11 protein-coding genes and 2 pseudogenes are annotated in these 11,860 nt (G+C 71.0%); 5 read left to right on the top strand and 8 right to left on the bottom strand.

Annotated elements, in window-relative coordinates; genetic code table 11:
* Positions 1-80 precede the first annotated feature (80 nt).
* Positions 81-1,373, top strand: a complete 1,293-nt coding sequence (locus PSH25_RS13470) for a serine hydrolase (protein WP_238659422.1) — start codon at positions 81-83, stop codon at positions 1,371-1,373.
* A 7-nt stretch (positions 1,374-1,380) separates the two neighbouring features.
* On the opposite strand, the gene PSH25_RS13465 is transcribed toward PSH25_RS13470, so the two are convergent.
* From PSH25_RS13465 to PSH25_RS13450, 4 genes are all read right to left on the bottom strand, one after another.
* A complete protein-coding gene (locus PSH25_RS13465) occupies positions 1,381-2,154 on the bottom strand; it encodes a hypothetical protein (RefSeq protein WP_238659421.1) in 774 nt (257 codons plus the stop codon).
* A gap of 53 nt (positions 2,155-2,207) precedes the next feature.
* Positions 2,208-2,966 (bottom strand): MerR family transcriptional regulator, encoded by a 759-nt coding sequence (locus tag PSH25_RS13460; protein WP_238659420.1) that lies wholly within the window; start codon positions 2,964-2,966, stop codon positions 2,208-2,210.
* Positions 2,967-3,016: 50 nt separating this feature from the next.
* Complete coding sequence (locus PSH25_RS13455) at positions 3,017-5,272, bottom strand: putative bifunctional diguanylate cyclase/phosphodiesterase (RefSeq protein WP_238659419.1); 2,256 nt, start codon at positions 5,270-5,272, stop codon at positions 3,017-3,019.
* A gap of 316 nt (positions 5,273-5,588) precedes the next feature.
* Positions 5,589-5,822: a zinc-ribbon domain-containing protein gene (locus PSH25_RS13450; RefSeq protein ID WP_112582338.1), complete on the bottom strand. Its 234-nt coding sequence runs from the start codon at positions 5,820-5,822 to the stop codon at positions 5,589-5,591.
* Between the two features lie 102 nt (positions 5,823-5,924).
* Here PSH25_RS13450 and PSH25_RS13445 point away from each other — a divergent pair.
* Positions 5,925-6,278: pseudogene (locus tag PSH25_RS13445) on the top strand (type II toxin-antitoxin system RelE/ParE family toxin); the annotation flags it as partial.
* Between the two features lie 7 nt (positions 6,279-6,285).
* Positions 6,286-6,603, top strand: a complete 318-nt coding sequence (locus PSH25_RS13440; protein ID WP_238659418.1) for a helix-turn-helix domain-containing protein — start codon at positions 6,286-6,288, stop codon at positions 6,601-6,603.
* Positions 6,604-6,715: 112 nt separating this feature from the next.
* Here PSH25_RS13440 and PSH25_RS13435 read toward each other — a convergent pair whose 3' ends face one another.
* From PSH25_RS13435 to PSH25_RS13420, 4 genes are all read right to left on the bottom strand, one after another.
* On the bottom strand, positions 6,716-7,585 hold the full coding sequence (locus PSH25_RS13435) for an SRPBCC family protein (RefSeq protein ID WP_238659417.1): 870 nt from the start codon (positions 7,583-7,585) through the stop codon (positions 6,716-6,718).
* Positions 7,578-8,135, bottom strand: a complete 558-nt coding sequence (locus tag PSH25_RS13430; RefSeq protein WP_238659416.1) for a winged helix-turn-helix domain-containing protein — start codon at positions 8,133-8,135, stop codon at positions 7,578-7,580. The genes PSH25_RS13435 and PSH25_RS13430 overlap by 8 nt, the downstream gene beginning before the upstream one ends.
* Before the next feature lie 100 nt (positions 8,136-8,235).
* A complete protein-coding gene (locus PSH25_RS13425; protein ID WP_238659415.1) occupies positions 8,236-9,579 on the bottom strand; it encodes a class I SAM-dependent methyltransferase in 1,344 nt (447 codons plus the stop codon).
* Entirely contained in the window at positions 9,576-10,973 is a 1,398-nt protein-coding gene (locus PSH25_RS13420) for an FAD-binding oxidoreductase (RefSeq protein WP_238659414.1), read from the bottom strand. Before PSH25_RS13420 ends, PSH25_RS13425 begins: the two co-directional genes overlap by 4 nt.
* 93 nt (positions 10,974-11,066) lie before the next feature.
* Here PSH25_RS13420 and PSH25_RS13415 point away from each other — a divergent pair, with 93 nt between their 5' ends.
* Both PSH25_RS13415 and PSH25_RS13410 read left to right on the top strand, forming a co-directional pair.
* Positions 11,067-11,537 (top strand): aminoacyl-tRNA deacylase, encoded by a 471-nt coding sequence (locus tag PSH25_RS13415; protein WP_238659413.1) that lies wholly within the window; start codon positions 11,067-11,069, stop codon positions 11,535-11,537.
* A gap of 64 nt (positions 11,538-11,601) precedes the next feature.
* Positions 11,602-11,860: pseudogene (locus tag PSH25_RS13410) on the top strand (RICIN domain-containing protein); the annotation flags it as partial.

Here is an 11,860-nt window from a genome sequence, read left to right as displayed (position 1 = left end):
CCTTCCTCGTGCTCCCATTATCCCGCGTGTGCTCGTGTGTTTATTGTGCAACGAGAAGCCTGCATCAGAGCGAAGGCCTCGTGCGTGGATATCGGACTCGCGCTCTTCCGCTCTGGCCGGCGACTGCGGACGGCCCGGTCCGCAGGCCCGCCGCGGACCCGGCGCAGACGACCGAGCCGGGGTACGCGGCCGAGCCCGGTGACGGTCAGAGCCACGAGCCCGGGTTGGACCCAACGCCGGAGCGCCCGCCGACCAGTGAGGTGTCCTGGCTGTCGTTTCCCGGCGGGGTGTTCGCGGTGGACTCGCTCGGGCACACCGTGCGCTACCGCGCCTGCGACGGCGACACCGGTCGGGTCGCCGACCCGACCATGCGGGTCGCCGCGGGGGTGGCCAGCGGGGCGGTGGTCGTCGGCGGGACGGCCTACCGCTACCGGGTGCCGCTGGTCGGGCGCGGCGAGGGCACGCTGGAGGTCATCCAACGGCACCACCCGCCGACGACGCTGATCGGCGTGGTGGTCACCAGCCCGCAGCCGCCCACCGACCCGGTCGCCGGGGCCCGGCTGTTCCCGCTCAGCGGGCAGCTCGCCCGGGTGGTCGCCGACGCGAGCCTCAACCCGGCCGGGGTCACCGTCCGCGACCTGTCCGGCCGCTACGGCGACCAGCAGATCGCCGTCAACGGATCGCTGCGCCCCAAGGCGGCCAGCGTCATCAAACTGTGGATCCTCGTCGAGCTGCTGCGCCGGGTCGACTGTGGACAGGTATTCCTCGACGACGGGGTGCTGGTCACCCCGGAGGACGTGGTCGGCGGCACCGGCCAGTTGCAGTTCGAGACGTTCCCGCAGGTGGTCACCCTGCACCGGCTCGCCCAGTACCTGATCAAGTACAGCGACAACGTGGCCGCGAACGTGCTGATCACCTACCTGGGTGGGTTCGCCCCGGTCAACGCGCTGATCGACTCGATGAACCAACGCTCCACCATTTTGGCCCGCCGGATGCTCGACAGCGCGGCCGCGCAACGCGGCGAGGAGAACTACACCAGCCCCGACGACGTGGTGTCCCTGCTCGGCGCGGTCTGGGACGGCGAGATCCTCACCCCCGCCTCCCGCGACCTGATGATCGGTTTCATGCGGGAGCAGACCCTGAACACGAAGATCCCGGCGGCGTTGCCACCCGGGGTGCCGGTGGCCCACAAGACCGGTGACCTGCCGGACGCCTCACACGACGTCGGCTACTACCTGATCCCCGGCACCGAGACCGCCGTCGCGTTCCTCACCGCCGGACCGATGACCACCGGCGACGAGACGGTCCGTCGGATGGCCCGCACCGTCTACGACTTCCTGGTCACCCCGGTCGAGGGGGCGGTCGAGGAGTGAGCCGACCTCAGGCGCCGGGAATGTTCGCCGGCGGATCCTCGCCGACCAGGTCGGCCGCCGGCGGGTCCGCCGACACCGGCAGCCCGAAATCCGAGTACGTCAGGTCGAGCTGGGCGGTCTGCGACTGCTCGCTTGCCAACTCGATGCGGTAGCGGACCAGCCGCCCCTGCTCATCGACGGCCGCGGTGAACGGCACCGCCCCGGCCCGGTCACCGAGCACGCTGCCGACGCCGCTGCCCAGCACCGCGCCGCTCTGACGCAGGTCCAGCGTGCCCGCGTACTCCCGTTCGGCGGTCTGCCGGACCCCGGCCGGCGCGCCCAGCGTGCTGGCCAGTCGGGTGTTGTCCAGGCCCTGCTTGGCCGCCGGGGCACCCGGTGCGCCGACGTGCCACCAGGTCTTGCCGTCCCACACCGGGACGCGGCGATCCGGGGCGGTGACCCGGACGTACACGTCCGGGCCGGTGGTCAACCGCTCGATCTTCACCACGCCGGTGGGCACCTTCAGCGAGGTGGTCTCCAGACCACGCTTCACCTTCGGGTCCCAGAGCAGCACCGTGGCATCGCCGTCCGCGCCGCCGGTGCCCACGGTCAGCCTGTACGGCTGCTCGTCGGCCTTCGCGGCGGCGGCCTTCAGCACACCGACCGGGTCGGCCGCGCCCCCCGACGCCGCCGGGCGGCCCGCGTCCGGTTCGTCGTCACCGGCGGCGACCAGCGCCCACGCCCCGGCGCCGACCGCCACCACGAGCACGGCGACAGCGGCGATCAGCTTCGGTTTCTGCACGGTCATCTCCCCCGGGCGGTGCGGTCCGGCCAGAGTAGCCGGACCGCACGCTGTCACGCCCGGCTGATCGCGTTGGCGTGGATCGCCTCGTGTAGATACCCGGCCAGCCCCGCGGCGATGTTCTCGTAGTACGCGGTGAACCGCTCGTCGGCCAGGTACATGTCGGCCAACCCGGTCTGCACCTCGTACGAGCACTCGTAGAACCAGCGGCTGATGAGCTGCCGGTGCTCCTCGGCCAACTCCATCGCCTCCGGGCTGTCCGCCGGCGCGCCCGAGGTCATCAGCGCGACGATCCGCCGGCCCCAGTCCTCGTTCTCCGCCTTGATCCGCAGCCAGTCTTCCTTGCCGTAGCGGGAGGCCCGCCGGTTCGACTCCCGGTACGCGTCGGTGTCACCCCACCGCCGCTCCGCCTCGGCCTCGTGCTCCTCCGGGCTGAAGTCACCGAAGACCTCGAACCGCTCCTCCGGCGTGAGTTGGATGTTCATCTTGCTCGCCTCCATCGCGAACTCGATCGCCGCGACCATCTCCTGCAACCGCTTGAGCCGTACCGTCAGCAGTTCGTGCTGTCGGCGCAGGTGCGCGGCCGGATCGGCCGCCGGGTCGTCGATGATCGCGGTGATCTCCTCAAGCGGGAAACCCAGCTCCCGGTAGTACAGGACGAGCTGCAGCCGTTGCAGGTCCGCGTCGTCGTAGCGGCGGTAACCGGCCGAGGTGCGCCCGCTGGGCGAGAGCAACCCGATCTCGTCGTAGTGGTGCAGCGTCCGCACCGTCACGCCGGCGACCCTCGCCACCTGACCCACCGTGTACGCCATGGTTCCCCTCCCTTCCGGGAACCAGGCTCCTGCCTGCCGTTACGTGAGAGTCAACTCCGATTCTGGCCCACCATGGCTGGGCCGTCCGGCCGCCCGTACAGATAGCCCTGGCCGCGTGGGCAGCCGATCGCGGTGACCGCCTCGTGCTGACGCTCGGTCTCCACCCCCTCGGCGACCACCGCCAGGTCGAACGCGCCGGCCAGGCGGGTGACCATCTCCACCGTGGCGTACGCCCGGTCGTCGGTGCCCAGCCGGGCCACGAACGACCTGTCGATCTTCAGCTCGGTGGCCGGGATGCGGTGCAGGTAGCTCAGTGACGAGTAGCCGGTGCCGAAGTCGTCGATGGCGATCCGGATGCCCAGCTCCCGGAGCTGGTGCAGCCGCTCCAGCACCGCCTCGGTGCCCTCGATCAGCGCCGACTCGGTCAATTCCAGGGTCAACGCTCGCGGCGCCAGCCCGGCTGCGCTGGTGGCCGCGGTGACAGTGGCGATCAGGTCCGGCCGACGCAGGTGCGCGGCGGCGATGTTCACCGCGACGGTCGCCTCCGGCACTCGACCCCGCCAGGTCGCGGCGGCCCGGCACGCCTCGTGGATCACCCAGCGGTCGATCGGCAGGATCAGCCCGGTCTCCTCGGCCAGCGGCAGGAACCTCGCCGGCGGCAACATCCCCAGCCGGGGGTGCCGCCAGCGCACCAGCGCCTCCGCGCTGCGCACCGCACCGCTGGCCAGGTCGACGATGGGTTGGAACTCCAGGTGTAGCTGGTCCTCGTCGACCGCGCGGCGCAGGTCGGCGATCAACTCGGCGCGGGAGACGGCCGACTCCCGCAGCGCCGGCGTGCATGTCCGGTACGCGGACTTCCCGGCCGCCTTGGCCGCGTACATGGCGATGTCGGCGTCGCGCAGCAGGTCGGTGTGGGAGGCGTGCTGCGGGCCGAACTCGGCGATACCGATGCTCGCCGAGGGGTGCACCCCGACATCCTCCTCGCCGTCGGAGGGCCGCAACGCGTCCAGCAGCCGCTCCGCGAGCCGCTCGGGTGACACCGGCCCGTCGCCGTCGACAAGCACCGCGAACTCGTCACCGCCGAGCCGGGCGATGGTGCCGTCGCCGTTCACGGCAGCGTGCATCCGAGCCGCGAGCCCGGTCAGCAGGGTGTCGCCGGTGGCGTGCCCGAACCGGTCGTTGACCTGCTTGAACCCGTCCAGGTCGAGGAGCAGCACGGCCACCGGTCGCCCGTCGCGCAGGGCCAGGCGCAACCGCCGGTTGAACAACAGCCGGTTGGGCAGCCCGGTGAGCTGGTCACCGTATGCGAGCCGGCGCAGCCGGGCCACCAACCGGAGGTTCTCGTTGGCGGCCAACCCCTGCCGGACGGCGAGGGCCCCCAACAACACCATCATGGTCACGAACACCAACTGCGGGGTCTGCCCGGTGGGCCGGCGGGCCAGCACCACCGCGATGATCGCCCCACCCACCGGCAGGTACGGCAGCGCCACCCGCCACCAGGGCGGCAGCGGCGACTCGGCGGTGTCGTCGGTGCCGTCGCAGTCCGGTGGCGGCGGGTTCCGGGTGGCCAGACCGATCAGCAGGTAGCTCAACGGCCAGCACAGGTCGATCAGGTGACCGGCGGAGTAGTCGGCGCGGGCGACAAGCGACACGTAGACGACGTCGGCGACGACCCGCAGGGTGAGGCTCGCCGCCAGGACGGTCATCGGCCGCCACATCGGCCGGGCCGGGCCGGAGACCGCCACCAAAATGGTGAGCTGCATCAGGTCGAACATCGGGAAGAGCAGCCCCAGGGTGCGCGCCGGGTCGGCCAGCTCGGCGGCGGCGACCCCACGGAAGACCAGCACCCAACCGATCGGCACCAGGGCCAGGGCCACGATCACCCCGTCCAGCAACGTACGGGCCCGCCCGACCGCCGTCCTCGGCGCGGACGGTGAGCTGAGCAGCGCGGCCGTGCCGGTGAGGATGCCGGCGGTGAAGACCACCCCGACCACCGGCGTGTGCGGCAGGTCTCCGCCGACGAGCCGCTGCGCCGTCCAGATCGCCCGGCCGATCGCGGCGAGCGCCATGGTGACGGCGAGCAGTGTCCAGAACCGGCGCAGTGGTGCCGGATGCCGACGGGCCACCCCGACACACGCGAGCGTCGCCCAACCGGCGACCAGCATCGCGCCGACATCGCTCACCAGCGCGGCGCCGGGCAACGCGGCGACCAGCCAACCCGCCTCCAGCAGGATGACCGCAGCCGCGACGAACGCACCAGCGGGGCTCAGCGTCCCCGCAGCCTGCTTTCCGTCCTGTCGGGACACGGTCGCTCCGGCTCTTTCGTCGTGCGTGCACCCTCGGCAGCACCGGTCCACGGCAAACCCCGAAAGCCTAACCAGCGCTCAGAAACGCCGCCAGGGCCAAACGTGCACGCCGCCCCGGGCCCCGGCCCCGCGTCAGCGGCCCGCGGATCGGTTCCAGGGTGAGCGGGGCAGCGCGGTGCCGGCCAACGGACGGCGTGCGCGACGGCGTCTACGGCGGCCAGGGGTGCAGGGCGGGCGGGCAACGGTGTGCACCGCCACGTCGGCCGAGAACGTCGGTCGGCCGATCAGCCAGCAGAGGAAGCGTTCCATCGTCGGATCAGCCGACCGGGAGGCGCTCGGCGTCGGACTTGGAGATCTCGTACTCCGCCCCGCAGAACGTGCACTGCTGCGCGTACCGGGTGCGGATCGGAATGAGAGGGATGAAGAACAGGGTGAATTTCGTCGAGCGGCGGGTGATCACCTGGGCGGCCTGGTTGCCGCAGTGGCGACAGACCTGCTGCACGACACCGGACCGGTCGACCTTGGTACGCAGACCAAAGATGAAGAACATCGCCCGGCAGTACCCACTCAACCGCGAAAAGTCACCAAATCCCGCCAACCGCTCACCGAAACTTGAGCCACGGATGGGTATAGCGATTGGTATACTCGCTTCGTGGGCCAGGAAGAGTGGGATGTCTTCGTCGTCGACGAGGTTCGCGCCTGGATCGACAGCCTGGACGAGGCGACGTTCGCCCGGGTCGTCCAGGCCATCGACGCGCTCGCCGAAGCTGGGCCGGGGCTGGGGCGACCCTTGGTCGACACGATCAGCGGGTCGTCAATAGCGAACTTGAAGGAGTTGCGTCCCGGCACGGTCCGCATCCTCTTCGTCTTCGACCCTTGGCGCGCGAGCATCCTGCTGGTTGCCGGCGACAAGTCAGGTCAATGGGTGAGCTGGTATCGACAGGCCATCCCGCTCGCGGAGCAGCGGTACGAGATTTACTTGAAGGAACGTGCACAGCAGGAGGGGGACAGCGGTGAGTGGTCATGTGCGGTGGACGGACATCCGAGCGGAGTACGTGCAGCGTGCTGGCGGCGAGGCGGCTGTCGAAGCGGGTAAGGAAGAGCTGCTAGCGCAGGTCGTCGGGCACCGCCTCGCGGAGGTACGACGCTCTCGCGGCTTTACCCAGCAGCAGATCGCTGAGCGGATGGGCGTGACCAAGGGCCGGGTGTCCCAGATCGAGCAGGGCAGGATCTCCGGTCAGGAGGTGGTGGCCCGCTACGCTGCCGCCCTCGGGGGCCGGCTCCACCAGGCGATCTACTTCGACGACGGTGACATCGCCGCCATCGCCTGAGGCCACCAGCACAAGATCGTGCTCGATCCAGGATGTAGGGGCCTCCGGGGTGGAGGAGGCCACTACATCCCTGATCGAGCACGATCATGGCGAGAGGGTCACGGCGAGGCGGTCAGCTGGCCGGTGCGGGCTCCAGGCCGGGGATTTCCTCGGAGAGCCAGATCGGCTGCCAGTTCGGCACCTCGTGGAAGCGGCGCAGTTCGAACAGCCCGGCAACCGAGCCACTCCAGGCCCCGTACGGGGGGTTGGCCTCGTCGAAGCCGCTCTGTACGAAGGTCAGCGTGGTCTTGCCGCCGGACTCGGCCAGCTCCCAGCTACTGACGCCGACCGGCCCCCAGTCGATCGACATCCGGCGGCCGGGCTCCAGGTCGACGATCTTGGCCGCGTAGCCGGACTCGAAGCCGCCCATGGCGTACCGGCCGCCGACCCAGGGCTCGATGCCGATCGGGTAGCCGAACCAGGCGCTGGCCTGCTCGGAGTCGGTCAGGGACTCCCACACCTTGTCGGCCGGCGCGGCGATGATCAGCTCGCCACGCAGGTCGGCGGAGGTGAAGTCGGTGCGGGGCAGCAGGGGCTTGCCCTCCAGGTGGGCGGCCAGGTTGGCGATGCTCAGAGCCCAGTACGTCTGGAGCACGCCCCGGATGCTGGAGCCGCTCATCGCCTCGGCGAAGTCGAAGTGGCTCTGGGTAAGCGTCAGCACGGTGCTGTCGGTGCCCTCGGCGGTCAACTGGAGCTCGGTGGTGGTCTCCACCCCGTCGAGCAGCCAGCCGAAGCGCAGCGTGTCGTCGTCGGCGTGCAGCAGCCGCTGGTGCGGGGCGTCACCCTCGGGGGTGTAGCGACCCCAGAACTCGTACCGCTGGGGCAGCTCGACCTCGGCGTGCTCGGCCAGCCAGAGACGCAGCTCGGCGGGGTCGGTCAGGGCCTGTCGGACGCGCCCGACGGGCGCGGAGAGACGGGCCTGGATCTTCAGCGGTTCACTCATTGTCGGTTCCTTTCGGATAGCAGGCGACGGCCAGCTTGAAGGCGTCTCCTTCGCTGCCGCCGTAGCGGGTGAACAGGTCCTGAAGTGCGGTTTGCAGGTCGTGCAGGAACTGCTGGCGCTGCTCGGCCGGCACCCGGATCTCGCCGGAGACCCCGATCGAGGGCAGCTCGGGCGCCGCCCGGTCCAGACCGGCGATGTCGGCCTGGACCTCCTCCATCAGGTCGAGCAGGTAGCCCAGGCTCAGCTCGTCGCGGGCCCGGCGCAGGCCGATCCGGCCGACGAGCCGCGGGGAGAGCCAGTAGGACCGGGCGGCGGCCTGGTAGATGCCTTCGGTGATGCCGCGGACCTTGCGTTCGTTGACCAGCTCGACGAGGCCGGCCGCGACGAGCTGCTTGACGTGGTAGTAGACGCGCTGTGGCGTCTGGTCGAGTCGGGCCGCGACCTCGGTGCAGGTGCGCGGCTCGGCCAGTTGCCGCAGCACCTCGACGCGCTGCGGCTTGAGCAGGACTTCGGCCTGCTCGATCTGCTCCAGGTACAGGACGTCTCTCATGGCAAAATCAGTTTGTACGTACAAAACTTCTTTGTCAATCGCTTCGCGTGAAGCCGCGCCGACTTTTTCGACGCGGCTTCAGGCAGCACTCAGCAGATGGTCAGGGCAACCAGTCCGGTCGCAGCGGATACCCGTTCACACCGTCCGGGCCGTTGTGGGTGGCCAACACCTGGTGCAGTTGGATGCCGTTGCGCTCGAACGCCATCCGCGACCCGGCCATGTAGAGCCCCCACACCCGAGCGGTGCCCGCCCCCACCTCCGACACGCAGAAGTCCCAGTGCTCGACCAGGTTGCGGCACCAGGCGGCCAGCGTCAGCGCGTAGTGCTGGCGCAGGTTCTCCTCGTGGTGCACCTCGAACCCGGCGTCGTGCACCTCGCTGATCAACCGGCCCGGACCGGCCAGCTCTCCGTCCGGGAAGACGTACCTGTCGATGAACGCGCCCGAGCGGTGCGGCGCCCGGTTGTCCGCGCGGGTGATGCAGTGGTTGAGCAGTCGCCCGCCCTGCCGCAGCCGACTGCGCAGCGCCCCGAAGTAGGCCGGGTAGTTGCGCACCCCGATGTGCTCGGTCAACCCGATCGAGGAGATGACGTCGAACTGCTCGGCCGGCGCGTCCCGGTAGTCGAGGTAGCGCACCTCCGCCAGCTCGGTCAACCCCTCCCGCTCGATCGCGGCCTGCGCCCACTGCGCCTGCGCCTTCGACAGGGTCACGCCGAGGGCCTTGACGCCGTACTCGCGGGCGGCGTGGCGCACCATGCCACCCCAGCCGCACCCGACATCCAGCAGCCGCATCCCCTTCTTCAGCGCCAGCTTGCCGGCGACCAGGTCGTACTTCGCCGCCTGGGCCTGCTCCAGCGTGTCGTCCGGAGACCGGAAAACCGCGCAGGTGTACGTCATCGACGGGCCGAGCACCTTCTCGTAGAAGGCGTTGGAGACGTCGTAGTGGTGCGAGATGGCCGTGCTGTCGCGTACCCGCGAGTGCCGCAGCCCGTTCATCACCCGCTTCCAGCGGGGGTGCGCCTCCTGCGGCGGCGCCGGCGGCGGCATCAGCCGCTCCCAGCCCAGCCCACGAACCAGCGCCAGCCCCTCGGCCAGCGACGGTGGGCGTAACCGCAGCTCGTCCTTGAGCACCCGCAACGCCTCGTACGGGTCACCCGGGTGCACGCCCTGCAACGCCAGGTCACCACTGACGTACGCCCGGGCCATGCCCAGGTCGCCGGGCGCGGTGAGCAGGTACGACAGCCCACGCTCGGATTGGATCGCCAGGGTGATGCCGGCGTCGGACGGGCCGACGGCGCTGCCGTCGTACCCGGTGATCCGCACCGGCAACGGCCCAGTGGTGACCGCGCGGATGACATCCGCGACGGTCGGACCCGTGTGCCGGCCCCCCGCCGGCGGGGGGCCCGCGACGCTCGCCGCCCCCTGATCTCTGTCGGTCAGGCTCATGCTCGTGCTACCGCCTTTTCGTACAGTCCCGTCAGCCGGTGGTCCGGGTCGTAGCGGTCTTTCACCGCGCGCCACGTGTCGCCGCCGTAGAGGCGATCGAAGGCGTCCCGGTCGTAGTACGCGTCGGAGTAGAGCGACTTGTGCCCGCCCGACTCCGACACCCTGCGTTCGATCGTGCGGTTGACGTCGCCGTCGGCGGCGCCCGGCGCGATCGGCACGCTCCCCCAGAACCCGATGTTGACGTAGTCCTGCCCGGGCCGCAGCGGATACAGCGGCCAGGACCGCGCCGAACCGGGCCCCGCCGGCTCACGCAGTCGCAACGGGCACAGCCACACCGGGTTCATTCCCACCGCGCCGGCGAACCAGCGCAGGAAGTCAGCCGTGCGGTCCAGCGGGATCTCCACGTCCTGCACGACCCGCTCCCGGGCCGGCTGCCCGCGCAGCCGGTCGATCCGGGCCGCCACCTGGTGGCGGTGCTCCAACCGGACCAGCCGGTGGTAGAAGTCGCTGCGTCGGTAACGCGCCGGCCAGAACTTGCGCACGACCGGGTGCTGCGCGCCGAACGCCGCCGAGCACCAGAACCAGTCGGTGTCCCAGCGCCACAGATAGTCGTACGCGGTGAGCACGTCGCGGGTTCGTTGGCGCAGCGACCGGTAGTAGATCGCCTGACCGGTGTAGTCGCTGGGCGGGTCGGCCGCGTCGGTGAACGTGGCGAACACCAGGTACGCCTCGCCGGGGCTGAACATCACCCCGTCCATCGCGTCCACCGGCTCGCCGGCCCAGGACCGGGTGGCGGTCACCTCCGCGATCGCGTCGGTCAGCGCCTCCAGTTGGGTGAACCGGACGTTGCGCAACGCCACGTACCGGCCGACCGGTTGCAGCTCGATGCGCAGCCGGGTGGCGTAGCCGAGGCTGCCCAGCGAGTTGGGGAACGCGGTGAACAGGTCGGCGTGCTCGCCGTCGGGTCGGGCGGTGACGATCTCGCCGGAGCCGGTGAGCACGTCCAGCTCCCGGACCGACTCGTGCGGCAGGCCGTTGCGGAACGAGGTCGACTCGATCCCGAGGCCGGTCACCGCACCGCCCAGCGTGATGGTGCGCAACTGCGGCACCACCAGCGGCATCAGCCCGTGCGGCAGCGTCGCGTCGACCAGGTCCTCATAGGTGCACATGCCCTGCACGTCGGCGGTGCGGCCGGCCGGGTCGACCGACAGCACGCCGTTCAGGCCACTCACGTCGAGCCCCGGGGTCCGGGGAGCGGACCGGGGGCGGAACAGGTTGGAGGTGCGTTTGGCCAGCCGGACAGGCTCGCCCGTGGGCACCGCGGCGTACGACCGCCGCAGCGTGTCCACCGCTTGATCATGGTCAATCGGTTGATCCACACGCTCAGCGCGCATGTGATCACCTTACGCTCGCCGGTCGGAAACCGTGGGATGTCGGCGCTGGCAGTTTCCCGTCCGGCGGCAGGCCCGACGGTTACCGTGGCGGGCATGCCATCGCCAGCGATCGCCGCCCTGGACGCCGCCCAACTGCCGTATCGGCTGGTCAGCCACGGTGCGGTCGGCAGTCTCGCGGAGGCTGCCGCCGCCCGGGGCGTGGCCGTCCCCGACGTGGTCAAGACGATCGTGGTCCGCCGCAGTGAAGCCGATCACCTGTTCGTGCTCACCCCCGGCGACCGGGTCATCTCCTGGCCCAAGCTGCGCGCCCTGCTCGGGGTGCACCGGCTCTCCATGCCGGACGCGGCGGGCGCCCTGGCCGCCACCGGCTACGAACGCGGCACCATCACCCCGTTCGGCGCGAGCACGGCCTGGCCGGTGGTCGCCGACGAGCGACTGCGCGGCCGGGAGATCACGTTGGGCGCCGGCGAGCGTGGTCTCGCCATCGCGATCGACGCCGACGCCGCGATCGCCGCCCTCGACGCCACCGTGGCCGACGTCACCGACCCGCAGCCCACCCGCTGAGCCGCGCCGGCCGTCGCACCGCCGGGCTGGCTCCGACGCGACGTCGTGGGTGAGGATGGCGCGTATGTCCGCGCCCGAGGAACGCCCCGACCCCGCCGGCACCGTCTACGGCGGTCACCGGGCACCGCGCTCCGGCCCGCTGGCCGATCCGCTGCTGCGGGCCGCGGTGGCGGTCGGGGTCGTCGGCGTACTCCTGGGGGTTGTCTTCGCCACCGGGCTGCTCGACGGTGACGACGAGCCGGCCGTGCCGGCGTCGGTCGGTACGCCGTCCAGCCCGGCCCAGCCCAGCGCCCCGGCCGGCGCGGTCGGGCTCGGCTCGCCGG

Origin of the sequence: Micromonospora foliorum, assembly GCF_022229015.1 — a bacterium.
GTDB classification, from domain to species: Bacteria; Actinomycetota; Actinomycetes; order Mycobacteriales; family Micromonosporaceae; genus Micromonospora; species Micromonospora foliorum.
Note: the sequence above shows the minus strand (reverse complement) of the source record. Positions and strands in the feature narration are given on the sequence as shown.

What these genes read in the sequence shown, in the direction of transcription:
- PSH25_RS13460 (WP_238659420.1), bottom strand. Translation starts at nt 2,966, where the DNA reads ATGGCGTACACGGTGGGTCAGGTGGCGAGGGTCGCCGGCGTGACGGTG.
- PSH25_RS13450 (WP_112582338.1), bottom strand. Translation starts at nt 5,822, where the DNA reads ATGTTCTTCATCTTTGGTCTGCGTACCAAGGTCGACCGGTCCGGTGTC.
- PSH25_RS13435 (WP_238659417.1), bottom strand. Translation starts at nt 7,585, where the DNA reads ATGAGTGAACCGCTGAAGATCCAGGCCCGTCTCTCCGCGCCCGTCGGG.
- PSH25_RS13430 (WP_238659416.1), bottom strand. Translation starts at nt 8,135, where the DNA reads ATGAGAGACGTCCTGTACCTGGAGCAGATCGAGCAGGCCGAAGTCCTG.
- PSH25_RS13425 (WP_238659415.1), bottom strand. Translation starts at nt 9,579, where the DNA reads ATGAGCCTGACCGACAGAGATCAGGGGGCGGCGAGCGTCGCGGGCCCC.
- PSH25_RS13420 (WP_238659414.1), bottom strand. Translation starts at nt 10,973, where the DNA reads ATGCGCGCTGAGCGTGTGGATCAACCGATTGACCATGATCAAGCGGTG.
- PSH25_RS13415 (WP_238659413.1), top strand. Translation starts at nt 11,067, where the DNA reads ATGCCATCGCCAGCGATCGCCGCCCTGGACGCCGCCCAACTGCCGTAT.